This window comes from Stenotrophomonas lactitubi (assembly GCF_002803515.1).
Taxonomy (GTDB): Bacteria; Pseudomonadota; Gammaproteobacteria; order Xanthomonadales; family Xanthomonadaceae; genus Stenotrophomonas; species Stenotrophomonas lactitubi.
The window spans coordinates 4,050,930-4,072,686 of record NZ_PHQX01000001.1 but is presented as its reverse complement, the minus strand read 5'-3'; the positions used below and the strand labels follow the sequence as shown (position 1 = coordinate 4,072,686).

The following is a 21,757-nucleotide window of genomic DNA, read 5'->3' as shown; positions in this document are numbered from 1 at the left end:
TTCTGTTTAGTGATGTGAAGAATGTGTTTCATAGGACAAATGTGTCCATATGGAACGAAAGCAGACCCTCGACAGCTGGTTTAAATGTAACTATCTTAGTTACATGAAATCCGCGAATCCGCTCTCCGATGCCCTGCACGTGATGGCCCATCTGGTCGGCCAGCCCGGGCCGCGAACCTCCGAACAGCTGGCCACCTGCCTGCCGACCCATCCGGTGGTGATCCGCCGCCTGCTGGCGCAGATGCACAAGGCTGGACTGGTCCGCAGCACGCGCGGCCACGGTGGCGGCAGCCAGCTCGCCCGCGATGCGGCGACGATCACCCTGCACGACGTCTACCAGGCCATCGGCGCGCCGCCGATGGTCCAGGTCGGTACCCGCGAAGGCAGGGGCGGCTGCCCGATCCAGCAGCTGGTCAACCAGGCCCTGCTGGAGAGCGCCCGCGAAGCGCAGCGCCTGCTCGAGCAGCGGCTGCAGGCAACCACCCTCGACCAGCTTGGCGCCGACTTCGCCCGCCATCTTGCCCATCACCGTTCCCTGGAAGCTCACCATGAATCCTGATGTCCTCATCGTCGGCGGCAGCTACGCCGGCATCGCCGCCGGACTGATCCTGGCGCGTGCGCGTCGGCCGGTCACGATCATCGACGCGGGTTCACCGCGCAACCGCTTTGCCAGCCATTCGCACGGCGTACTGGGCATGGACGGCATCAGTGGCGCCGAGTTGCTGAAGAGCGCACGCCAGCAGTTGCTGGATTACCCGACCGTGCGCTGGCTGAATGCCGAAGCGGTGCGGGCCACGGCCAGCGCCGAGGGTGTGGAGGTGCATACCGCCGACGGCCAGATGCTGACCGCGCGCAAGCTGCTGCTGGCCACCGGCATCGCCGACCAGCTGCCCGAACTGCCCGGCATGGCCGAACGCTGGGGCAGCACCGTGCTGCACTGCCCGTACTGCCATGGTTACGAAGTGGGTGGCGGTTCGATCGGCCTGCTCGGCGGCCATCCGATGTCGGCCGGCAAGGCGCCGTTGTTCGCCGATTGGGGCAACGTCACCTTCTTCAGCCAGGGCTTGCCGATCAGCGACGAGGAACTGGCCGCCATGCAGCAGCGCGGCGTGCAGATCGAAACCACGCCGGTGGTCGGCGTGCACGGCGAACAGCCCACATGGCTGGAGGTCGAGCTGGCCGATGGCCGCCGCATCGCCCAGCGTGCGCTGTTCGTGCCTGCCGGGCAGGCGATGGCCACGCCGCTGGTGCAGCAACTGGGCTGCGCGTTGGTGGAAAGTCCGCTGGGCGTGCTGATCGAGGTGGACATGATGAAACAGACCTCGGTGCCGAACGTCCATGCGGCCGGAGATGCGACCACGGTCGGCAACATCACCCTGGCCATGGCCGAAGGGGTGCGTGCGGGTATCGGCGTGCACCATGCGCTGGTCGGCGAAGACAGCCTGCCGCGTTGAGCTGCTGCATCCACGCGTGGCGTGGATCTACTGAACGGTGCCGACGTTGGTCGGCACCGTCCTTGCTCAACCTTCCACGCTGGCCGCATCCAGCTGCGCCACGTCCTGCACGCTCAACGCGACGTTCGCCGCCGCCAGCAGGTCGTGCAGCTGTTCCACGCTGGTGGCGCTGACAATCGGTGCGGTGATCGACGGCCGTGCGATCTGCCAGGCCAGGGCGATCTGCGCGGCAGTGGCGTTGTGCTTGCTGGCCACATCATCCAGCGCCTGCAGAATGCGCAGGCCGCGCGGGTTCAGATAGCGCTTGACCACGGTGGCACCACGCGCGCTGCTCTTGCCGGCATCGTCGGGCGTGCGGTACTTGCCACTGAGGAAGCCACTGGCCAGTGCGTAGTAATTGATCACGCCGATCTGCTCGCGCTGCACCAGCGGCTCCAGTTCCTTCTCGTAGCCGGCGCGGTCGTACAGGTTGTACTCCGGCTGCAGGGTTTCGTAACGCGGCAGCTTGTAGTCGGTGGACACCTTGAGCGCTTCGGCCAGGCGCGTGGCGCTGTAGTTGGACGCACCGATCGCGCGCACCTTGCCCGCCTCGATCAGGCGACCAAACGCAGCCAGGGTGGCTTCCAGCGGCGTGGATTCATCGTCCTCGTGGGCCTGGTACAGATCGATCACATCGGTCTGCAGGCGACGCAGCGAGTCTTCGACGGCCGCATTGATGTTGTCCGGGGTGAGGCCGGGCCGCTCGGCCCATTTGGCCACCTTGGTCGCCAGCACCACCTTGTCGCGCTTGCCGCTGCGCGCGAACCACTTGCCGAGCAGGGTCTCCGACTCGCCACCCTGGTTGCCCGGCACCCACGCCGAGTACACATCGGCGGTGTCGACCAGATTGAAGCCGGCATCGACGAAGGCATCCAGCAGGGCGAAGCTGGCCTTCTCATCGGCGCTCCAGCCGAATACGTTGCCACCGAAGGCGAGCGGAGCTACATGCAGGCCGGAACGGCCCAGTTCGCGGATTGCCGTCATGGGCACGGACTCCTTGGGGGAAGTCCTTCAGGATAGAACGCGATGTGTGACCGCGCTGCGGCGCTGACCACAAAACTGTGTTCCGCGACGCGCACGCGGCTAACGTTTTGTGAACACCTGCGGCGCGGCGGCTGCTAGTCTCGCCGCATCTTCCGCTGGAGTCGCCCCGATGATTGCTGCCTCATCCCTGCGTAGTTGCCGCGTGCTGCTTGCCTCGGCGCTGCTGGTCGCCGTTCCCGCATTCGCTGCGCCGGCCACGGTCGCACCGGCAAAGATCCAGGTGTCGCCGGCGATCGATGCGGCGGTGAAGGCCTCGACCCGCGACCCGGCCAACGTCAAGCGCGACGGTTTCCGTCATCCTGCGCAGACGCTGGGCTTCTTCGGCGTGGCGCCGGAAAAGACCGTCATCGAGATCACGCCCGGCAATGGCTGGTACTCGGAAATCCTGGCGCCGCTGCTGCGCGACAAGGGCCATTACATCGCTGCGGTGGTTGATCCGCAGGCCGTGGCGGAAGGCCGCGGCCGCGACTACCAGCAGCGCAGCCGCGACAGCCTGGAAAAGAAGTACGCCGCGGCACCGGCACAGTTCGACAAGACCGCCGTGGTCGCCTACGACCCGGCCAAGCCTGTGTTCGGCACAGCCAACTCGGCTGATGTGGTGCTGACGTTCCGCAACGTGCACAACTGGCGCAAGGCCGGCCAGGCGCAGGGCATGTTCCAGGGCTTCTTCAACGTGCTCAAGCCGGGCGGCGTGCTCGGCGTGGTCGAGCACCGCGCCAAGGCCGACGTGGCCGACGCTGACGACACCGGTTATGTGGGCCAGCAGCAGGTGATCGCGATGGCCGAGGCCGCCGGTTTCAAGCTGGATGCGCGTACCGAGGTCAATGCCAACCCGCGCGATACCAAGGACCATCCGAATGGCGTCTGGACCCTGCCGCCGACCAACCAGCATGACAAGGCGGATGACGCCAAGTACCAGGCCATCGGTGAAAGCGACCGCATGACCCTGCGTTTCGTGAAGCCGTAAGCCGGCACGTCGTACTGCCAGCACGGATTCCCCGCTGTAGAGCCGAGCCCATGCTCGGCTCATCGCGCACAGCGCGACGGAACGCAACAGGAGCCGAGCATTGGCTCGGCTCTACAGGTCGGTTGCACGACGCGCGGCGTGGGACAATGCCTTACCCGCCGCCTGCCGTACCCGTAATGCTGATTGCCTTCAACAAGCCGTTCAACGTGCTCTGCCAGTTCACCGACCGCAGCGTGCCGCCGCGGCCGACCCTCGCGGGTTTTGGTTTACCGCCGCGCGTCTACGCTGCCGGCCGCCTCGACCATGACAGCGAAGGCCTGCTGCTGCTGACCGACAACGGCACGCTTGCGCACAAGCTGACCGACCCGAAGCACAAGGCGGACAAGCTCTACTGGGTGCAGGTGGAAGGCACGCCCAGCGACGAGCAGCTGCAGCAGCTGCGCGATGGCGTGGTGCTCAATGATGGGCTGACGCTGCCGGCGAAGATCGAGCGCCTCGACCCTGCGCCTGAGCTGTGGCTCCGCGATCCACCGGTGCGCTTCCGCAAGACGGTGCCCGACAGCTGGCTGGCGATCACGATCCGCGAAGGACGCAACCGTCAGGTGCGGCGGATGACGGCTGCGGTGAACCTGCCGACGCTGCGCCTGGTACGTGCTGCGATGGGGCCGTACCGGCTGGATGACCTGCAGCCGGGGCAGTGGCGGCAGATCGGCTGAAACAAAAAAGGGCCGGAGTCCTTGCGGCGTCCGGCCCTCGTGCAGCGTCGTGGGGTCAGAGCCCTTCCTGCGGAAGGGATCCGACCCCGGCCAATCAGGCGTCGCTGCCGATATCGCTGTGCTCATCGACTACGGTGTCGTTGCGGCGGTCGCGCGCATTGATGCGCTGGGCCTGGCCGTTCACGACATGGCCATTGGCGGCCTTCTTCTTCTGCTGCTTGCGGTACAGCGCGTAACCCAGCAGGCCCACGCCCACGGCAGCCGCCGCGATGGTCACCGCCGGATTGCGGCGGGCGAACTTGGTGGCGACCTTGCCGCCGGTCTTCACCGCGCCAAGCGCGGCGCCGGTCTTGATCCAGTCGCTGGCCTGCGGGCCGAGGTGGCGCAGGCTGCCGCCGGCGCTCTTCAGGCCATCGCCCGCGGTGTGGGCCAGGTCGAGGGCACGCTCCAGGGCGCGGTCGGTGATTACGGTCAGTTTGCTCATGCGGGGGTGTCCTTGCCTCGGGTCGAAGTCCAGTGTCGCCTGTTGCCCGTAAACGGTATGTCAGTCAGGCGGGCGCGTGGTGTGACTCTAACGCAGCCATTCAGGAACGGGCGGGCTGGGGTCGGATCCCTTTCCGTTGGGAAAGGGCTCTGACCCCGGCGCGCATCCTTGGGTCAGAGCCCTTTGCCACGCAAAGGGGTCCGACCCCGCCACTCAGGTTCCGCGCGGCTTGGCCCGGTGGGTCGCCGTGGCCGTCCACGGATCGTCCGGCCACGGGTGGCGCGGGTAACGGCCCTTCATTTCCTTCTTCACCTCGGCGTAGGTGTTCTCCCAGAAATTGCGCAGATCCTGGGTCACCTGCAACGGCCGACCACCCGGTGACAGCAGGTGCAGGGTCAGCGGCACCCGGCCATCGGCGATGCGCGGCGTGTCGGCCAGGCCGAACAACTCCTGCAGCTTCACCGCCAGCACGGGCGGCAGCGGCTCGCCGGTTTCACCGTCCAGCGCGTAGGTGATCGGCCGTTCCAGCCCCGACGGTACGGTGATCCGGGTCGGCGCGTGGCGCTCGACCAGTTGCCGCTGCGACCATTCCAGTGGCGCCTTCAACGCTTCGCCGAAACTGGCCTCGTCCAGCGCATCCAGACGTGTCCTGCCAGCGAATGCCGGCTGCAGCCATTGCGCACGGTTGGCCAGCAATGCGGTGTCACTGCAGTCGGGCAGGCCCAGCTCGGGCATCCAGCGCCGCAGCGATTCCACCCGTGCCTGCCACTGGCGCAGGCCCTCGGTCCATGGCAACGCCTGCAGGCCGAGCTCGGCAACCGCATCGGTGAGTGCCTGCGCCGCCAGCTGCGGATCAACCCGGCCGGCCGAACTGCTGTCCATCACGATGCGGTCGAAGCGTGTTTCGCGCAGCGCAACCAGCGCGCGGCGCGTGTCATCCCAGCGCACCACGTCTTCGGTCACGAAGCGGTCGGGCCAGCACCTGCGCAGATAGCCTTCATCCACCGGTGCGGCGCGCAGCAGCAGCGCGTCGCGTGCCTCGAAACGCAGTTCGCTCGCCACCAGCCACGGTTCGCCCCGCAGGTCGCTCAGTTCATGCAGGCGGGCGCTGCGGCCGTTGGCCAGCAGGTAACGCAGCGGGTCGTTCGGATGCTGGAAGGCGATGCGGTCGGGGAAGGCGTGCGCCAGCAGGTCGCCCAGTTCGTGCGCTTCGATGCTGGCCGGTGCTGCGGCATCACAGCGCAAGCGGCGGCGCCATTGCTTGGCAGCAGCGTCGATGGCGGCCAGGCCGCTGCGATTGGCATCGGCGGGCGCACGGCCATTGCGGAAGGCCGCCAGTGCACGCCAGCGCGCGGCCACTGCATCACCGCCTTGGCGCAACGGGTCGCGGGCTTCCAGCAATGCGGCAAGATCGGCGGCCAAGGCCTGTGCGCGGGCATCGGGTGCGGCCAGCAGCATCGCGGCCATCCGCGGATGGGTGCCAAGCGCCAGCACGCGACGGCCGAGTGCGGTGATCGCGCCACTGCTGGACAACGCACCCAGGCGCTGCAGCAGTTCGCGTGCGGCGGCCATCGGCCCGCTCGGTGGCGGGTCGAGGAAGCGCAGGTCACTGCTGCCCCAGGCGGCCAGTTCCAGCGCAAGGCCGGCCAGTTCAACCTGGTCGATCTCGGCGCGACGCTGCGGCTCCAGCCGTTGCGACTGCGGCCACAGCCGCCACGCCACGCCCTCGGCCACACGCCCGGCACGGCCGGCACGCTGGTCGGCCGAGGCCTGCGCGATGGCCACCACGTCCAAGCGGGTGAAGCCACTGTTGGGGTCGTAGCGTGGCTCGCGTGCCTGACCGCTGTCGATGACTACACGCACGCCGGGCAGCGTCACCGAGGACTCGGCCACGTTGGTGGCCAACACCACGCGGCGGCGGCCGTCGCTGGAGGCCTGCAGCACGCGCGCCTGCTGTTCCACCGGCAGTTCACCGTGCAGGGCCAGTACGTCCACCGCAGCGCCATCAAGACTGTCCTGCAGGCCGGCCTGGACGCGTGCGATCTCACGCTGGCCGGGCAGGAACACCAGCAGGTCGCCGGGGTGCTCGGCCAGCGCCTGCTGTACCGCGCGTCGCACCTGCAGCTCCAGTGCCTCGTCACGCCGCGCCGGGAAGTGGCTGACCGCCACCGGATAGCTGCGGCCCTCGCTGCTCAACCGTGGTGCATCGAGGAAGCGGGCCAGGCGCTCACCGTCCAGCGTCGCCGACATCACCAGCAAACGCAGGTCGTCGCGCAGCTGCGATTGCACGTCCAGGGCCAGCGCCAGGCCCAAATCGCCACTGAGAGGGCGTTCGTGGAATTCATCGAACAGGATCGCGCCGACGGTTTCCAGCATCGGGTCGTCCTGCAGCATCCGGGTCAGGATGCCCTCGGTGACCACCTCGATGCGGGTGCGCGCCGATACCTTGTTCTCGAAGCGGATGCGGTAGCCGACGGTGCCGCCGACCTCCTCGCCGAGCTGGCGCGCCATGAACATCGCGGCACTGCGCGCAGCCACCCGGCGCGGTTCCAGCAGGATGATCCTGCGGCCCTGCAGCCAGGGCGCATCGAGCAGCGCCAGCGGCACCTGGGTGGTCTTGCCGGCACCGGGTGGGGCTTCCAGCACCAGCCGCGGGTGCGCGGCCAGGTGCTGCTGGATCTGCGGCAGCAGCGGAGAAATGGGGAATTGCGGGGCGTTCATGTGCAAAGGATAAGGGGCCATGACGGGCACGGGTACAATGCGCGGGTTTTCCTGCCCCTGCTGCCCCCATGCATCTGATCGATATCGGCGCCAACCTGACCCACGACTCCTTCGACCGCGACCGCGAGGCCGTGCTGGACCGCGCACGGCAGGCCGGTGTGGTGCAGATGATCATCACCGGTGCCAGCCGCGAGCACTCGCCGCTGGCCCTGCAGCTGGCGCAGCAGCACCCGGGGTTCCTGTACGCCACCGCCGGCGTGCACCCGCACCACGCGGTGGAGTACACCGACGAGTGCGATGCGGAGATGCGCGCGCTGCATGCCCACCCTGAAGTCGTCGCAGTGGGCGAGTGCGGGCTGGATTATTTCCGCGATTTCTCGCCGCGCCCGGCGCAGCACCGCGCGTTCGAGCGCCAGCTACAGCTGGCTGCGGACAATGGCAAGCCGTTGTTCCTGCACCAGCGCGACGCGCATGCCGATTTCATGGCGCAGATGAAGAACTTCGAAGGCCGCATCGGTCCGGCCGTGGTGCACTGCTTCACCGGTGAGCGCCAGGAGCTGTTCGATTACCTGGACCAGGACTGGTACATCGGCATCACCGGCTGGCTGTGCGACGAGCGCCGTGGTGGGCACCTGCGTGAGCTGGTGAAGAACATTCCGGCCAACCGGTTGATGATCGAGACCGATGCGCCGTACCTGCTGCCGCGCACCTTGAAGCCGATGCCGAAGGACCGCCGCAACGAACCGGTGTTCCTGTCGCACATCGTGGAAGAGCTGGCGCGGGACCGTGGCGAGGATGTGCAGACCACGGCAGCGAACGCCACGGCCGCCACGCGTGCGTTCTTCCGCCTGCCCGACGCTGCCTGACCGGCACTACCCGTCAGCCGGGAACGCCCTGATCCGGTAGCGCCGGGCCATGCCCGGCGAGCGAAGCGGCAAGATCCGTCAGCCCTTCGCGATAGCTCGGAAACCGCGGTGTCCACTCCAGCGCCTCGCGCGTGCCGCGGCTGTCGATGCGCTTGTTGCTCTGGTAGAAGCGCCGCAACGTCGCACTGAGCGATGGATCATCCCAGGCCACTGCGGGCGGCAGGGCAAAGCCCCCCAGCTGCGCGGCGAAGGCCAGTACATCCTGCGACGGCGCCGGCTCGTCATCGCTCGGCAGATACAGCGCATTGGCCATGGGGCGGCGCATCGCGGCGATCACCACCGTTGCCAGGTCTTCGACATGCAGGCGATTGAACACCAGCCCTGGCCGCACCACGTGCCGCGCGCGGCCTTGGGACAGCTGCAGCAGCGCATTGCGCCCGGGCCCATAGAGGCCCGGCAGGCGAAATACCGCCGAGGCGATGCCGCGCGCATCCGCCAGCGTACGCCATTGCGTTTCGGCGAGTTGACGCTGCATGCCCGTGGGTTCTGTGGCATCGGCAACGCTGCTCTCGTCGATCCAGCCACCGTCACGGTCGCCATAGACCGAGGTCGACGACAGATAGCCAAGCCAACGCAATGACGCGCTGTCGCGCAACGCGTCATGCAGCAGGCGCAGTGCCGGGTCGCCCTCGGCATCGGGTGGCACGCTGCACAGCACCGCGTCGGCGTGTGTGATTGCATCGAGCAGGGCGGGTGAGAGCGCAGCGTCGGCACGCAGCTGATGACGCTGCAGGCCATCGTCAGGTGCCGACGCCGGATCACGCACCGTGCCTTCCACCTGCACGCCCTGGGCCTGAAGGCGCGCAGCCAGCACGCGCCCACTCCAGCCCATGCCGAGGATCAGTACCCGCTTCGGCAACGGGCCAGGCAGGTTCATCGGCTCAGCTCGCGCGCTGGGCCTGGTAGGCCTGCAGGCTGCTGTAGGCCACCTGCAGCAGCAACGCTTCCTGGCCCGCGGCGCGCGCACGCGCCAGCATGTCGCCGACGATCTGAGCGGCTTCCACCTGCTGGCCCGCTTCCAGGTCGCGCAGCATCGACGCCTTCAACGCCGAACCCGTCTGGGTCAGGGTGCCACGCGCGGTGTCCTGCGCAGCGTCCGGCACTGGTTCGCCCGCGGCTTCGGCCACCGCCAGGCACTCGTCGTAGAGCCCGCGCACGATGGCGTCGCCGTCGTCGGTGGCGACGATGGTGCCGATGTCCGCACGCAGCAAGCAGGTAGCCGCCGCCAGCGCGGTGAGGAACGTGTACTTGATCCACTGTTCCTGACCGATGTGTTCGCTGGCCAGATGATCGAGATTCGCCTGTGCACAGGTTGCAGCGAATGCCTGCACGCGCGCGGAGGCCGCACCGCCATCGCGTTCGCCGAAGGTCAGCTTGGCCGGCTTGCCCAGATGCAGCACGGCACCATCGGGCGCCTTGGTCGCACTGATGAAGCACAGCCCGCCGAGCACTGCATCGCGACCGAAGCGCGCGTCGAGCGCGTTGTAGTGATGCAGGCCGTTGAGGATCGGCAGCACGGTGGTGTTCGCGCCCACGGCCGGTGCGATGGCATCGATCGAGCTGTCCAGGTCGTAGGCCTTGCAGCTGAGGATCACCAGATCGAACGGCGTGTCTGCAGCCAGCGTCGCCAGGGCATCTGCGGTGACATGCTGCACCGGGAACGTGGCGTCACCCACCGGGCTGCGCAGCACCAGGCCATCACGATCCAGTTGCGCGGCGCGGGCAGGGCGCACGAGGAAGGTCACGTCCACACCCGCCTGGGCCAGGCGACCACCGAAGTAACCGCCGGTACCGCCGGCGCCGAGGATCAGGATACGCATTGCACGCTCACTGCAGTTGGGGGATTCACTGCCGTGATTGTGCCGGAGTTTGCGGCCAACGGCTGCGCCCCTCGTGGTGGTTCGCGCAAAGCGCTGTTCATGAGGTTGGCCGGGTGGGTAGGTTGCGCAGGGGGCGCCGTAAATACGTCCTTGTAGGCTCGGTCGCCGCATCCATGCGGCTCACGCCCCTGCGCAACCTACCCACCCGGCCACGGACGTGTTCCGTGTGCGTCCACCACGGAAAACAAAGAAGAAAATCAAAAGCAACAGCGGGTCGCTCCGCTCGTTTCTCGTGATCATCTTTCCAATGGATCCACATCCATCAGATCGCAAACAAAAAGAGCCGAGCATTGGCTCGGCTCTACATGATCTCCAGCCATCCACGCATGGCGTGGATCTACCGTGTCGACCAAGGTCGACATCCACCAACAGCAGCAAAGACCGCCGTTCCAACAGCATCGGGAAACTGTCGAAGGCGGGGTGGTGTCGGGTTGCGGGGTGTCCGCGCCATGGATGGCGCGGCCAAGCCTACAAGGACGTACTTGCGGCGTCCCCGCCACCCGACACCACCCCGCCACCCCACGGATAGCTAGCGTTTGACGTTGACGTTGACGTTGACGTTGACGTTGCTGTTGCCGGCCAGCGGCCGGCACTACCACCGCGGGTGCAGGGCCGCAGGCCCTGCAGGACATCCTCAGCTGCGCATGCCCACGCCGCGCTTCAACAACCACAGCGCCAGCGCCGTCAGCACCACCACGAAACCGATCATCAGCGCATACGCCACCACCACCGGCACATCGCTGCTGCCCAGCAGGCCATAGCGGAACGCGTTGACCATGTAGAAGATCGGGTTCGCGTGCGTGGCCGCCTCCGCCCATGGCGGCAGCAGCTTCACCGAATAGAACACGCCGCCCAGGTAGGTCAGCGGGGTCAGGATGAAGGTCGGCACGATCGCCACGTCATCGAACTTCTTCGCATACACCGCGTTGATGAAGCCGGCCAGCGAGAAGATCGTCGCGCCCAGGATCACCGTGGTCAGCGTCACCAGCGGATGCGGGATGCGCACCGGGGTGAAGAACATCGCGATGATCAGCACGATCACGCCGACCATCAGCCCGCGCAGCACCGCACCGGCCACGTAGCCCCACAGGATCACCCAGTTCGGCATCGGGCTGACCAGCAGTTCTTCCACGTGGCGGCCGAACTTGGCGCCGAAGAACGACGAACTGATGTTGCCGTAACTGTTCTGGATCACGCTCATCATCACCAGGCCCGGCACGATGAACTGCATGTAGGTGTAGCCGCCCATGTCGCCCACGCGCGAGCCGATCAGGCCGCCGAAGATCAGGAAGTACAGGGTCATGGTGATCGCCGGCGGCACCAGGGTCTGGCCCCAGATGCGCATGATGCGGGCGACTTCGCGGCGCACGATGGTCATCAGTGCGATGCGGTTGCGCTGGCCGTCGGTCAGGACCGGGGTCGGGGTGCTGCTCATGCGGACGTCTCCTGGTTGCCGGTGAGGCGCACGAACAGTTCCTCCAGGCGGTTGCTCTTGGTACGCATCGAACGCACGCGGATGCCCGCTGCGTTCAGTGCTTCGAACACGCGGTTCAGATCCATCGCGCGCGGCATGTCGATGTCCAGCGTGTGGCTGTCGGTGGCGATCAGGGTCGCACCCTCGATCACCGGCAGCTGCGCGGGCAGGGCGCCGTCGATGTCCAGCAGGAAGCCTTCCACATCAAGCTTGGCCAGCAGTTCGCGCATCGGGCCCTGGGTGACGATCTGGCCATGGTCGATGATGGCCAGGTTGCGGCACAGGTGCTCGGCCTCTTCCAGGTAGTGGGTGGTCAGGATGATCGTAGTGCCGGCGGCGTTGATCTCCTTCAGCACCCGCCACATGTCGCGGCGGATCTCGATGTCCACGCCGGCAGTCGGTTCGTCCAGGATCAGCAGGCGCGGCCGGGTCATCATCGCGCGGGCGATCATCAGCCGGCGCTTCATGCCACCGGACAGGGTGCGGCTCATCACCTGCGCCTTCTCCCACAGGTGGGCGCGCTTGAGCTCGACCTCGGCCATCTGCTCGGCTTCCGCGCGCGGCACGCCGTAGAAACCGGCGTAGTTCACCAGGATGTCGAAGGGCTTTTCGAACAAGTTGAAGTTGATCTCCTGCGGCACCAGCCCGATCAGGCGCATGGTGGCGCTGCGGTTGCGCACCAGGTCGCTGCCGAACACCTCCACCTGGCCCTCGCTGAGGTTGACCAGGGAGCTGATGATGCCGATCAGGGTGGACTTGCCGGCGCCGTTCGGGCCCAGCAGGGCGAAGAAATCGCCCGGGGCCACTTCCAGCGAGACCCCTTTCAGGGCCTGGGTGCCGTTGTCATAGGTTTTACGCAGGTCGCGCACGCGCAGGGCGGGCGCCGTATCGTTCTGGGAAGCCAAGCTCGAAGCCTTCGCGCCCATGGGCTGGCGCTGGAGAGGGGCGGGGAAGGTCTATTATAGAAGACCCCGAGGGCTTGCCCCGGCTACACACTGTCCCGAAAAGTCGTGCCTGTCCAATTCCCCATCAAACTGGTCGACCGCCGCATGCTGGCGCCCTCCATCGGCCATTACCAGTTCGTGCGTGACGACGGCCAGCCGCTGGATTTCCAGCCCGGCCAGTTCATCCAGGTCCATTTCAGCTACGCCGATGGCACCGAAACCAAGCGCAGCTATTCGCTGGCGACCATCCACGACCACGCGCTGGGCCCGGGCGAGGCGGTGGATATCGCGGTCAGCTTCGTCCCCGGCGGCGCCGCCACGGCCCTGTTCGAGGCGCTGGACATCGGCGGCCAGGTCAGCGCGTCCGGCCCCTACGGCCGGTTCTGCCTGAACCCGGGCGACCACAACGGCCGCTACCTGCTGATCGCCACCGGCACCGGCGTCACCCCGTACCGCTCGATGCTGCCGTTGCTGGCAACGGCGATGGCCGAGCGCGGCGTGCAGGTGGTCCTGCTGCAGGGTGCACGCAGCCCGGGCGAGCTGCTGTACAGCGAAGACTTCTACAGCTTCGCCGAAAAGCACCCGAACTTCCGGTATGTGCCGTGCCTGTCGCGTGAACTGCCGGCCGAGCCGCACCCGGATGTACACCATGGCTACGTGCAGCAGGCGCTGGCGGAATTCACGCCGGACCCGGCCACCGACATCGCCTACCTGTGCGGTAACCCGGACATGGTCGACGCCTGCGCCGAAGCGCTGAAGGCGGCGGGCCTGGGCAATCCGCAGATCCGCCGCGAGAAGTACGTCAGCAGCAAATAGACCCAGGTAGTGCCGGCCGCTGGCCGGCAACCTCATGGACGCTTGACGCGCATTCCCAACGGAGGCGGCGTATGGCCGCCTCCGACGACGGGATCAGTACGGCACCCAGGCATCGCGCCAGGCCGAGCCCACGCCCGGCCGGTACGCCTCGGCATTGACGTTGCACCACGCGCCTTCCGGGAACGGGCGGCAGGCGTAGAGCTTGCCGTCGCTGCTCTTCACCACGGTCTGCCCGGGCACGTAGCTGCCGATGCCGGCCGGATAGATGAAATCGAAGTCGCCCGGCGGCTGCACCGGATCGGGCACCTTCGTATCCAGCTGGAACCGATGCCCCTGCGCCAGGTAGACGCGGTTCGCCGTTGCTGAGGCAATCGGCGTGATCACACCATTCTCCAGCAGGCCGATGCGGGCATGCCGCGCGCCTGCATTGACCGCACGGGCCAACGTCAGCGGCCACTGCGTTGGCAGCGTCTGGCCAGTGGTCAGCGTGGTGTCGATGCGTTCCAGATCATTGCCGTTCGCGTTGAACACGCGCAGGGTGAGGGTCGTACCCGCATCCAGGGCTCCGCGCGCGGTGACAGGGCCGGCATCGTGCCATTGCGGCGGCGGCGTTACACCACCGCCACCCTCGAAACGCACGTCCATGCAGGTGTAGAACGCCTCGGCCGAATCCGAGCGCTGCCAGGTGTTGTAGATCAGATGCTGGCCGGTGCGCTGGGGCAACGGGCAATCCAGCTTGTAGACACCACCTTCCGACAGCGGCACGTTGCCCAAGGTGCAGAACTCCTGCAGATCCGACCAGCCCACGGGCGAACCTGGCTGCCATCCTTCGCGCGTCACATAGAACTTCCAGTCACGGGTGGCATGCGGGGCGGGCGCAAGAAATTCAAAGGTGTAGCGGCCGTTGCCATCGGCGCGGATCGGGGTGGTCGACCAGTCGGACCGATCCAGATCCAGGCCGCGGTACTTGCTGTTGCCACCGCTGCACAACTGTCCGTCCGGCACCACGGCCTGGTGATTGCCGTTGGCATTGGCCTGGTTGATGCCGGACCAGTCATAGAAGGGCTGTGCACCGCCGATCGCTTTTGCGGCGGCGCACGCCGGATTGGTCGGGTTCTCCGGATTGCCCTGGTAGCAGGCATAGACCCGGCTGCTGGGTTTGGACATGGTGCCGTGCGCCAGCGCACTGGCAGAGACGCCCAGGCCGGCGATGGCAGTCATCGCGAGAGCGAGTCGATTGAGCGGTTGCATGGTGGGGATCCTGTGAACGGTGGAAGGACCAGCGAGTCTCCACACGATGCACAGCGCCATCCATTCAACGATTCCGAAAAGCTGCAGGTTGCGACGCAATGTGCATTGCCTGCGCGAACGGGTTAACACTTCATGTTGTACCCGCGGGTCTGCATCTGCCCGATTGCAGAAGCGGGGCGGCACGTGCGCGCCGCTCCCGCTCCATCTCTCACTCACTCAGTACGGCACCCAGGCATCGCGCCACGCCGAGCCCACGCCCGGCCGGTACGCCTCGGCATTGACGTTGCACCACGCGCCTTCCGGGAACGGGCGGCAGGCGTACAGCTTGCCGTCGCTGCCCTTCACCACGGTCTGCCCGGGTACGTAGCTGCCGATGCCGGCCGGATACACATGGTCGAAGTCACCGCCGGGCGACGGCGTGCCCGGGTCCGGCACCTTCGTGTCCAGCTGGAAGCGGTTGCCGTCCTTCAGGTACACGCGGTTGTCGGTGGCCGAGGCGATCGGCGTGATCGCGCCGTTGCTGAGCACCCCCACGCGCGCATGCTGGGCACTGGCATTGACCTTGCGGGCCAGCGCCAGCGGCCACTGCGCTGGCGCGGTCTGGCCTGCGGCGAGCGTGGCTTCCACACGTTCCACATCGTTGCCGTTGGCATTGAACACACGCAGCGCCAGGGTGGTGCCGACCGGCAGTTCGGTACGCGCGGTGACCGGCCCGGCATCCTGCCACTGCGGTACCGGCGTGGTACCGCCGCCGCCTTCAAAGCGCACATCCATGCAGGTGTAGAACGCTTCGGTCGAATCCGAGCGCTGCCAGGTGTTGTAGATCACATGCTGGCCGCTGCGCTGCGGCAGCGTGCATTGCAGCTTGTAGGTGCCATCGGCCGACAGCGGCGTATTGCCCAGCGAGCAGAATTCCTGCAGGTCGGCCCAGCGCAGCGGGCTGCCCGGCTGCCAGCCGGCGCGTGTGACGAAGAACTTCCAGTCACGCGTGGCATGCGGGGCGGTGGCCTTGAACACGAAGGTGAACCTGCCGTTCGCATCGGGCTGGATCGGCGTGGTCTGCCAGTCACTGCGATCCAGGTCCAGGCCGCGGAAAGTCGGGTTGCTGCCGCTGCACAGCTTGCCGTCGGGCACCACGGCCTGGTGGTTGCCGTTGGCGTTGGCCTGGTTGATGCCGTTCCAGTCGTAGAACGCCTGTGAGCCGGCCACTGCCTTGGCGGCCGCGCAGGCCGGGTTGGTGGGATTTTCCGGGTTGCCCTGGAAACAGGCATAGACGCGGCTGACCGGGGTGATCATCGTGCCGTGTGCGGCCGCGTTGCCGGCAACGCCAACACCGGCGCCAACGAAGACGGTAGCCAACAGCAATGGGGTGTATCGCAGAGACATGGCGCATCCTTGTGGTCGTCGAAGAGAGCGGTGACCGCTGTACCCGCGCTGTGCCGCGCGACGGACGATGAGCGGTACCGCCGCGAGTATCGAGCGGCAATGCACAGCGCGAAACCTCGTCGATGCCGATCCGTGACTGCGCGTGTGAAGCCCTTCCCGCAGGCTTCACGCCACACTGAACGAATGCGTTGGCGGTCACGCCTGCATCGCGGCAACGATCACGTTCGCGCGCACCGTCACGACCGTTGATTGCCGGCTCGATCCACCTGGCACGAAAAGCATCCATGCCCTGCGTTGTGCAGTTGCACGAAGGCCACCGTCGCATCGGCGAACAACCGGTCCAGGTGCGCAGCAACCTCGTTGCCCTGGCATACCAAGCCGCTCAGCATGAAGTCCGCGCTGTCATAGGCACGCACTGACATCAGCCGACGGTGCACGTAGGCAGGTACCACGCCTGCCGGCAGCATGCAGCGGGTGGCACCACGCTGCACGAAGATCGGGCCCGAGGCGCGGTAGGGCGACTGCGAGGCCAGGTGTGTGTATGGCAGCAGAAGCAGTTCCGCACCCGCCGGCGCGTCGGTCAGGCTGACCCTGCAGGGGTAGCCGCCGCTGTCGCCGGCGCGTCGCCGCACGATTCCCTGTGCAGCCAACGCATCGTCGCTGGATTCGAAAAGTGCTTCGAACGGCTGGTGGTCGATGCCACTGAGTTGCCACGAATGCATGGAGTGTCTCCCGGTTTTCCGCGCATTCTGTCGGCGACACGGGCTGCGTGCTCGCCATTTTCCGCCACCGGATTCGATGGCTCGCCTGCCCCTGCCCAAGTGCGACGGTCCGTGCGGCCGCCACAAGGCGCTAAGATGCGCGCGCCGCCCTTCCTGCAGCGCCGCATGTCCCTGGATTTCCCCACCGTCGCCGTGCTTGGCTTCCTGCTCTGCGTGGGCATCGCGCTGGGGTTCTCGTTGCTGCTGGTGGTGCTGCGCGGGCAACCGGTGCTGCGGCTGTGGACGCTCAGCCTGTGGGCCCTGACCCTGGGCGTGACCCTGCTGGCGCTGCGCCCCTACCTGCCGCAGGTGCCGGCGATTCTGGCCGGCAACGCAGCGATGGCTGCCTGCGCGGTGCTGCTGCTGCGTGGCATGGCCCTGCATCTGGACCAACCCCTGCCGGTATGGGGACCGCTGTTGCTGGTGGCCGCGTTCATGGCCGGCATCTTTCTGTTCCTGGTGCCGTGGCCGAACCTGGTCGTGCGCCTGCATGTATTCAGTGTGTTCGCTGCGATCATCGACGGCTGGATCGCCTGGCTGCTGCTGCGCCACGCCCCGCCACAGCAGCGCACCAGCTGCAGGCTGGCCGCTGCGGTATTCCTCGCCGAGGGCCTGCTGTACGTGGTGCGCCTGTTCCTGCCCGTGGCGGCCGGCGCCGGCGAGGACATCATGCGCACCGGCACGCCGATGTTCGTGACCTACCTGGCCGGGGTAATGCTGGAGTTGGCCCGTTGCTTCGCTCTGGTGCTGCTGCTGGTCGAACGCATGCTGGTGGAACTGCGTCGGGCTGCGCGGATCGATGGTCTTACCGGCCTGCTCAATCGCAGCGCGGTGCTCGCGGATGGGCAGCTGCAGCTGGAACAGGCGCGCCGGCACGGTACGCCGTTGGCGCTGCTGTTGCTGGATGTGGATCATTTCAAGCAGGTCAACGATCGCTGGGGTCATCTGGCGGGTGACCACGTGCTGCAGCACTTCACCGGGGTGCTGCAGCGCTGCGCGATCGGCCGCGTGCATCTGCTCAGCCGCTATGGGGGCGAGGAGTTCCTGTTGCTGCTGCCTGGCAGCAGCGGCAACGAGGCGACAGCGCTGGCCGACGCGATCCGCCAGGGGCTGCAGCAGCGTCCGGCCCTGCTCGATGCCGGTCCGGTGGCGGTGACCGCCAGCATCGGGCTGGTGCTGGACGATGGCCGGACCGATCTTTCCGGCTTGATCGCGCTGGCCGACACGGCCCTGTACCGGGCCAAGGCCGAGGGCCGCAACCGCCTGGTGGCGGTGCCGACGCCGGCCTAGGACATCCGCCTGTCGCCGCCAGCGCCCGGCGCGTGTAAGTTGGGTCACATCTGTTTGGTCACATCTGCCGCGGCACACCGTCGTGGTGGACAGGAACATTCCCAGGGGAATCACGCACGATGCAACGACACCATTTCGCGCGGGCCGGGTTGCTGGCCAGCATGCTGATTGCCGGCTGCAGCGCACCGCCGCAGGCAGGGTCCGACGGCGCAGGCGATTCGCTCAGCCGCCGCTACGGCCAGATCGATTTCCGCCCCTGCACGCTGGCCACCGAAGGCGCCAGCGCCAACGTCGAGGCGCAGTGCGCCACCTTCCAGGTGCCGGAAGACCGGTCCCGTCCGGATGGCCGCAGGATCGACCTGCGCGTGGCCTGGCTGGAGTCGGGCAACAGCGGTTCCGGCCTGCCGGACCCGGTGTTCTTCCTGGCCGGTGGCCCTGGCCAGGCGGCCAGCGAGGTCGCCGTCATCGTCGATACGGCACTGCGCCAGGTGCGCAAGCAGCGCGACATCTTCCTGATCGACCAGCGTGGCACCGGTGGCTCCAACCCGCTCAGCTGCCTGGGCGCGGATGGCAAGGAGCTGCCGATGGATGAAGACGCTGCGCCCAGCGAGGCGCTGCTGCGCGAGTACGCGGAGCGCTGCGCCGCGTCGCTGAAGGGCCGTGCCGACCCGCGCTTCTATACCACCGCCGAGGCCATCGCCGATCTGGACGCGGTACGCCAGGCGCTCGGCGCCGATACGCTCAACCTGGTTGGCGGCTCGTACGGCACCCGCGTTGCCCAGCGCTACGCTGCGGCCTATCCGCAGCACACCCGCAGCATCGTCATCGACGGCGTGGTGCCGAACGATCTGGTGGTCGGGGGCGAATTCGCCAATACCTTCGACAACGCCATCACCCTGCAGTCGGCGCAGTGCCGCAAGGATGTTGCCTGCAGCAAGCGCTTCCCGGTCGATACCCGCGCACAGCTGCGCAGCGTTGCGGACACCCTGCGCCGCACGCCGGTTACCGTCGAGTACCGCGATCCGGGCACGAATGCGCCGCGCAAGGATGTGTTGACCCCGGACAGCGTGGTCGGCCTTGCGTTCGCTTTCTCCTACGTGCCGCAGTATTCCTCGCTGCTGCCACTGGTGCTGGACGAGGCCGCGCAGGGGCGTTACGCGCCACTGGCCTCGCTGGTACGCGGTGCGACCCGCAGCATGGATTTCCAGATCAACCGCGGGATGCAGTGGTCGGTGATCTGCAGCGAAGATGCACCGCGCTACCAGGCGCCGGCGGAAAGCGGAGATGCGTTGTTCGGACCGGAAGCGGCGCGTGCGTTCTTTGCCGCCTGCCCGGTGTGGCCGCACCAGCCGGCACCGGCGGCAGCAGCAGCGCCACTGCGCAGTGATCTGCCGGTGCTGCTGCTGTCCGGCGAGCTGGACCCGGTGACGCCGCCGCGTTACGCCGAACAGGTGCTCAAGGGGCTGCCGAAGGGACGTGCGCTGGTTGCCCGCGGGCAAGGCCACGGCACCCTGGCCGCCGGTTGCATGCCGCGCCTGCTCGGCCAGTTCATCGACACCACCGATGCCAAGGCGCTGGATGCCAGCTGCCTGGACACGCTGAGCTACGTGCCGGCGTTCACCTCGTTCAACGGATGGGCCCCATGATCGTCGCCGACAACCTGCACAAGGCCTTCAATACCCGCACCGGCCGTATCCAGGCCGTGGCCGATGTCGGCTTCCGCGCCGAGGATGGGCGCATCACCGGCCTGCTCGGTCCGAACGGCGCCGGCAAGACCACCACCATGCGCATGCTGTACACGCTGATGACGCCGGATGAAGGCAGCATCACCGTCGATGGCATCGATGCCGCCCGCAATCCGGTGGAAGTACGTCGCCATCTCGGCGTACTGCCCGACGCGCGTGGCGTCTACAAGCGGCTGACCGCGCGTGAAAACATCGCCTATTTCGGCGAGCTGCATGGCCTGTCCGCGTCGCGCATCCGCGAACGCATCGAAGTGCTGTCGCATGCGCTGGACATGGCTGACATCCTAGATCGGCAGACCGATGGCTTCTCGCAGGGCCAGCGAACCAAGACCGCTATTGCCCGCGCGCTGGTGCACGACCCGCGCAACGTGATCCTCGACGAACCCACCAACGGCCTGGACGTGATGACCACCCGCGCACTTCGCCGCTTCCTGCTGGGCCTGCGCGAGGAAGGGCGCTGCGTGATCCTGTCCAGCCACATCATGCAGGAGGTCGGTGCGCTGTGTGACCACATCGTGATCATCGCCAAGGGCACGGTGATGGCCGCCGGCAGCGCCGATGAACTGCGTGCGCAGTCCGGCGAACCCAACCTGGAAGATGCGTTCGTGAAACTGATCGGCAGCGAAGAGGGCCTGCACGCATGAGCATGATGTCGACCATGATGACGGTGATGCGCAAGGAACTGCGCGACCTCTCGCGTGACCGCCGCACCCTGATGCTGACCCTGCTGTTTGGTCCACTGCTGTACCCGCTGCTGATCCTGGGCATGGGCAAGCTGGCCGAAAGCCGTGTGCGCATCCAGATTGAACAGCCACTGCAGATCCCGACCATCGGTGCCGAGAATGCGCCGAACCTGGTGCGTTTCCTGGCCGCGCAGGGGCTGAACACCGCGCCGGCGCCCAAGGATCTGGCCGAGGCGATCCGCTCGCAGGAGATCGACGTCGCGCTGCGCATCAGCCCCGATTTCAGCAAGGACTGGGCCGACGGCAAGCCCGCGCTGGTGGAAGTGATCCGTGACAGTACCCGGCGCGCCGCCGAGGTACCCAGCGCCCGCCTGCAGGCGGCCCTGGCGACCTACAACGGCCAGGTCGGTGCACTGCGGCTGATGGCACGTGGCGTCGACGCACAGGTGGCGCGGCCGCTGGAGGTGGCTACCCAGGACATGGCCAGCGCCGAGGCCAAGCGCGGCATGATGCTGTCGATGCTGCTGCCGGTGCTGCTGACGCTGACCTCGTTCATCGGTGGCGCCTATCTGGTGATGGATGCCACCGCCGGTGAGCGCGAGCGGCAATCGCTGGAGCCGCTGCTGGCGACCCCGGGTTCGCGCAGCGCCATCGTCAGCGGCAAGATCGCCGCCGCCTGCGTGGTCGGTTTCGCCTCGTTGCTGCTGACGTTGATCGCGTTCAAGGCCAGTGCGCAGATCGCGCCCGGCAATGTCGGCCGGCAGCTCAACATGAACATCGGCTCGATGTTGCAGATGCTGCTGGTGATGGTGCCGATGCTGCTGATCGGCACCTCGCTGCTGACCTTCCTCTCGGCCGCGGCCAAGAGCATGAAGGAAGCGCAGAGCCACATGACCTGGCTGGTGCTGCTGCCGATGCTGCCCGGCTACGCGCTGATGGCCTACCCGGTGAAGAGCGAGCTGTGGCAGTACGCAGTGCCGTTCCTGTCGCAGAACCAGATGCTGTTGAAGGTGATCCGCCACGAGGCGATCAGCCCGACCATCTGGGCGGTCTACCTCGGCGCAAGCCTGGGTCTGGCCGCAGTGCTGTGGTTTGCTGCCGTGCGTCGTTACCACAACGAACGCCTGGCGATTTCCGGCTGAAGGCCAACCCGAACCGTATCGCAATGCCCTAAAA

At 67.1% G+C, this 21,757-nt stretch carries 20 protein-coding genes; 10 read left to right on the top strand and 10 right to left on the bottom strand.

All coding sequences use genetic code 11. The features are described 5' to 3' along the window. Positions 1 to 103: 103 nt before the first annotated feature. A complete protein-coding gene (locus tag CR156_RS19050; RefSeq protein ID WP_100553970.1) occupies positions 104 to 559 on the top strand; it encodes an Rrf2 family transcriptional regulator in 456 nt (151 codons plus the stop codon). Then, on the top strand, positions 549 to 1,454 hold the full coding sequence (locus CR156_RS19045) for an NAD(P)/FAD-dependent oxidoreductase (RefSeq protein WP_100553969.1): 906 nt from the start codon (positions 549 to 551) through the stop codon (positions 1,452 to 1,454). The genes CR156_RS19050 and CR156_RS19045 overlap by 11 nt, the downstream gene beginning before the upstream one ends. Positions 1,455 to 1,520: 66 nt before the next feature. Here the strand turns inward: CR156_RS19045 and CR156_RS19040 are convergent, their stop codons facing one another. Beyond that, positions 1,521 to 2,477, bottom strand: a complete 957-nt coding sequence (locus CR156_RS19040) for an aldo/keto reductase (protein ID WP_099819859.1) — start codon at positions 2,475 to 2,477, stop codon at positions 1,521 to 1,523. A 169-nt stretch (positions 2,478 to 2,646) separates the two neighbouring features. On the opposite strand from CR156_RS19040, the gene CR156_RS19035 reads away from it, so the two are divergent. Both CR156_RS19035 and CR156_RS19030 read left to right on the top strand, forming a co-directional pair. Continuing rightward, on the top strand, positions 2,647 to 3,504 hold the full coding sequence (locus CR156_RS19035; RefSeq protein WP_100553968.1) for a class I SAM-dependent methyltransferase: 858 nt from the start codon (positions 2,647 to 2,649) through the stop codon (positions 3,502 to 3,504). 176 nt (positions 3,505 to 3,680) lie between these two features. Continuing rightward, positions 3,681 to 4,220, top strand: coding sequence for a pseudouridine synthase (locus CR156_RS19030; protein WP_100553967.1), 540 nt, complete (start codon positions 3,681 to 3,683; stop codon positions 4,218 to 4,220). 94 nt (positions 4,221 to 4,314) lie between these two features. Here CR156_RS19030 and CR156_RS19025 read toward each other — a convergent pair whose 3' ends face one another. Continuing rightward, positions 4,315 to 4,704 (bottom strand): hypothetical protein, encoded by a 390-nt coding sequence (locus tag CR156_RS19025; RefSeq protein ID WP_025877588.1) that lies wholly within the window; start codon positions 4,702 to 4,704, stop codon positions 4,315 to 4,317. A gap of 213 nt (positions 4,705 to 4,917) precedes the next feature. Next, entirely contained in the window at positions 4,918 to 7,425 is a 2,508-nt protein-coding gene (gene hrpB, locus CR156_RS19020) for an ATP-dependent helicase HrpB (protein WP_100554234.1), read from the bottom strand. Positions 7,426 to 7,493: 68 nt separating this feature from the next. On the opposite strand from hrpB, the gene CR156_RS19015 reads away from it, so the two are divergent. Continuing rightward, positions 7,494 to 8,291, top strand: coding sequence for a TatD family hydrolase (locus CR156_RS19015; protein ID WP_099819855.1), 798 nt, complete (start codon positions 7,494 to 7,496; stop codon positions 8,289 to 8,291). 13 nt (positions 8,292 to 8,304) lie between these two features. On the opposite strand, the gene CR156_RS19010 is transcribed toward CR156_RS19015, so the two are convergent. The 4 genes from CR156_RS19010 to CR156_RS18995 form a co-directional block, all read right to left on the bottom strand. Beyond that, the gene (locus CR156_RS19010) at positions 8,305 to 9,228 is read right to left on the bottom strand and encodes an NAD-dependent epimerase/dehydratase family protein (RefSeq protein ID WP_100553966.1); all 924 of its coding nucleotides are present in this window, start codon (positions 9,226 to 9,228) and stop codon (positions 8,305 to 8,307) included. A gap of 4 nt (positions 9,229 to 9,232) precedes the next feature. Continuing rightward, positions 9,233 to 10,171: a 2-dehydropantoate 2-reductase gene (gene panE, locus CR156_RS19005; protein ID WP_100553965.1), complete on the bottom strand. Its 939-nt coding sequence runs from the start codon at positions 10,169 to 10,171 to the stop codon at positions 9,233 to 9,235. 694 nt (positions 10,172 to 10,865) lie between these two features. Beyond that, positions 10,866 to 11,666 (bottom strand): ABC transporter permease, encoded by an 801-nt coding sequence (locus CR156_RS19000; RefSeq protein WP_099819852.1) that lies wholly within the window; start codon positions 11,664 to 11,666, stop codon positions 10,866 to 10,868. Then, on the bottom strand, positions 11,663 to 12,631 hold the full coding sequence (locus tag CR156_RS18995; protein ID WP_162291996.1) for an ABC transporter ATP-binding protein: 969 nt from the start codon (positions 12,629 to 12,631) through the stop codon (positions 11,663 to 11,665). Before CR156_RS18995 ends, CR156_RS19000 begins: the two co-directional genes overlap by 4 nt. Before the next feature lie 84 nt (positions 12,632 to 12,715). On the opposite strand from CR156_RS18995, the gene CR156_RS18990 reads away from it, so the two are divergent. Further along, positions 12,716 to 13,465 carry a ferredoxin--NADP reductase gene (locus CR156_RS18990; protein ID WP_089237690.1) on the top strand — a complete coding sequence of 250 codons (750 nt, stop codon included), beginning with the start codon at positions 12,716 to 12,718 and terminating at the stop codon, positions 13,463 to 13,465. A gap of 93 nt (positions 13,466 to 13,558) precedes the next feature. On the opposite strand, the gene CR156_RS18985 is transcribed toward CR156_RS18990, so the two are convergent. The 3 genes from CR156_RS18985 to CR156_RS18975 all read right to left on the bottom strand — a co-directional run bounded on the left by CR156_RS18985 (position 13,559) and on the right by CR156_RS18975 (position 16,824). Further along, positions 13,559 to 14,716 carry a lytic polysaccharide monooxygenase gene (locus CR156_RS18985; RefSeq protein WP_100553964.1) on the bottom strand — a complete coding sequence of 386 codons (1,158 nt, stop codon included), beginning with the start codon at positions 14,714 to 14,716 and terminating at the stop codon, positions 13,559 to 13,561. A gap of 216 nt (positions 14,717 to 14,932) precedes the next feature. Next, entirely contained in the window at positions 14,933 to 16,102 is a 1,170-nt protein-coding gene (locus CR156_RS18980; RefSeq protein WP_100553963.1) for a lytic polysaccharide monooxygenase, read from the bottom strand. A 236-nt stretch (positions 16,103 to 16,338) separates the two neighbouring features. Next, positions 16,339 to 16,824 (bottom strand): DUF1203 domain-containing protein, encoded by a 486-nt coding sequence (locus CR156_RS18975; RefSeq protein WP_100553962.1) that lies wholly within the window; start codon positions 16,822 to 16,824, stop codon positions 16,339 to 16,341. A 135-nt stretch (positions 16,825 to 16,959) separates the two neighbouring features. On the opposite strand from CR156_RS18975, the gene CR156_RS18970 reads away from it, so the two are divergent. From CR156_RS18970 to CR156_RS18955, 4 genes are all read left to right on the top strand, one after another. Continuing rightward, entirely contained in the window at positions 16,960 to 18,153 is a 1,194-nt protein-coding gene (locus tag CR156_RS18970) for a GGDEF domain-containing protein (protein ID WP_243381928.1), read from the top strand. A 119-nt stretch (positions 18,154 to 18,272) separates the two neighbouring features. Beyond that, positions 18,273 to 19,799: an alpha/beta hydrolase gene (locus tag CR156_RS18965; protein ID WP_100553961.1), complete on the top strand. Its 1,527-nt coding sequence runs from the start codon at positions 18,273 to 18,275 to the stop codon at positions 19,797 to 19,799. Next, complete coding sequence (locus CR156_RS18960) at positions 19,796 to 20,542, top strand: ABC transporter ATP-binding protein (RefSeq protein ID WP_100553960.1); 747 nt, start codon at positions 19,796 to 19,798, stop codon at positions 20,540 to 20,542. The genes CR156_RS18965 and CR156_RS18960 overlap by 4 nt, the downstream gene beginning before the upstream one ends. Then, on the top strand, positions 20,539 to 21,723 hold the full coding sequence (locus CR156_RS18955; protein WP_100553959.1) for an ABC transporter permease: 1,185 nt from the start codon (positions 20,539 to 20,541) through the stop codon (positions 21,721 to 21,723). The genes CR156_RS18960 and CR156_RS18955 overlap by 4 nt, the downstream gene beginning before the upstream one ends. Positions 21,724 to 21,757 lie beyond the last annotated feature (34 nt).

Coding starts and splice junctions, on each gene's coding strand:
- CR156_RS19050 (WP_100553970.1), top strand. CDS start 104: ATGAAATCCGCGAATCCGCTCTCCGATGCCCTGCACGTGATGGCCCAT.
- CR156_RS19045 (WP_100553969.1), top strand. CDS start 549: ATGAATCCTGATGTCCTCATCGTCGGCGGCAGCTACGCCGGCATCGCC.
- CR156_RS19040 (WP_099819859.1), bottom strand. CDS start 2,477: ATGACGGCAATCCGCGAACTGGGCCGTTCCGGCCTGCATGTAGCTCCG.
- CR156_RS19035 (WP_100553968.1), top strand. CDS start 2,647: ATGATTGCTGCCTCATCCCTGCGTAGTTGCCGCGTGCTGCTTGCCTCG.
- CR156_RS19030 (WP_100553967.1), top strand. CDS start 3,681: ATGCTGATTGCCTTCAACAAGCCGTTCAACGTGCTCTGCCAGTTCACC.
- CR156_RS19025 (WP_025877588.1), bottom strand. CDS start 4,704: ATGAGCAAACTGACCGTAATCACCGACCGCGCCCTGGAGCGTGCCCTC.
- hrpB (WP_100554234.1), bottom strand. CDS start 7,425: ATGAACGCCCCGCAATTCCCCATTTCTCCGCTGCTGCCGCAGATCCAG.
- CR156_RS19015 (WP_099819855.1), top strand. CDS start 7,494: ATGCATCTGATCGATATCGGCGCCAACCTGACCCACGACTCCTTCGAC.
- CR156_RS19010 (WP_100553966.1), bottom strand. CDS start 9,228: ATGAACCTGCCTGGCCCGTTGCCGAAGCGGGTACTGATCCTCGGCATG.
- panE (WP_100553965.1), bottom strand. CDS start 10,171: ATGCGTATCCTGATCCTCGGCGCCGGCGGTACCGGCGGTTACTTCGGT.
- CR156_RS19000 (WP_099819852.1), bottom strand. CDS start 11,666: ATGAGCAGCACCCCGACCCCGGTCCTGACCGACGGCCAGCGCAACCGC.
- CR156_RS18995 (WP_162291996.1), bottom strand. CDS start 12,631: ATGGGCGCGAAGGCTTCGAGCTTGGCTTCCCAGAACGATACGGCGCCC.
- CR156_RS18985 (WP_100553964.1), bottom strand. CDS start 14,716: ATGCAACCGCTCAATCGACTCGCTCTCGCGATGACTGCCATCGCCGGC.
- CR156_RS18980 (WP_100553963.1), bottom strand. CDS start 16,102: ATGTCTCTGCGATACACCCCATTGCTGTTGGCTACCGTCTTCGTTGGC.
- CR156_RS18975 (WP_100553962.1), bottom strand. CDS start 16,824: ATGCATTCGTGGCAACTCAGTGGCATCGACCACCAGCCGTTCGAAGCA.
- CR156_RS18970 (WP_243381928.1), top strand. CDS start 16,960: ATGCGCGCGCCGCCCTTCCTGCAGCGCCGCATGTCCCTGGATTTCCCC.
- CR156_RS18965 (WP_100553961.1), top strand. CDS start 18,273: ATGCAACGACACCATTTCGCGCGGGCCGGGTTGCTGGCCAGCATGCTG.
- CR156_RS18960 (WP_100553960.1), top strand. CDS start 19,796: ATGATCGTCGCCGACAACCTGCACAAGGCCTTCAATACCCGCACCGGC.
- CR156_RS18955 (WP_100553959.1), top strand. CDS start 20,539: ATGAGCATGATGTCGACCATGATGACGGTGATGCGCAAGGAACTGCGC.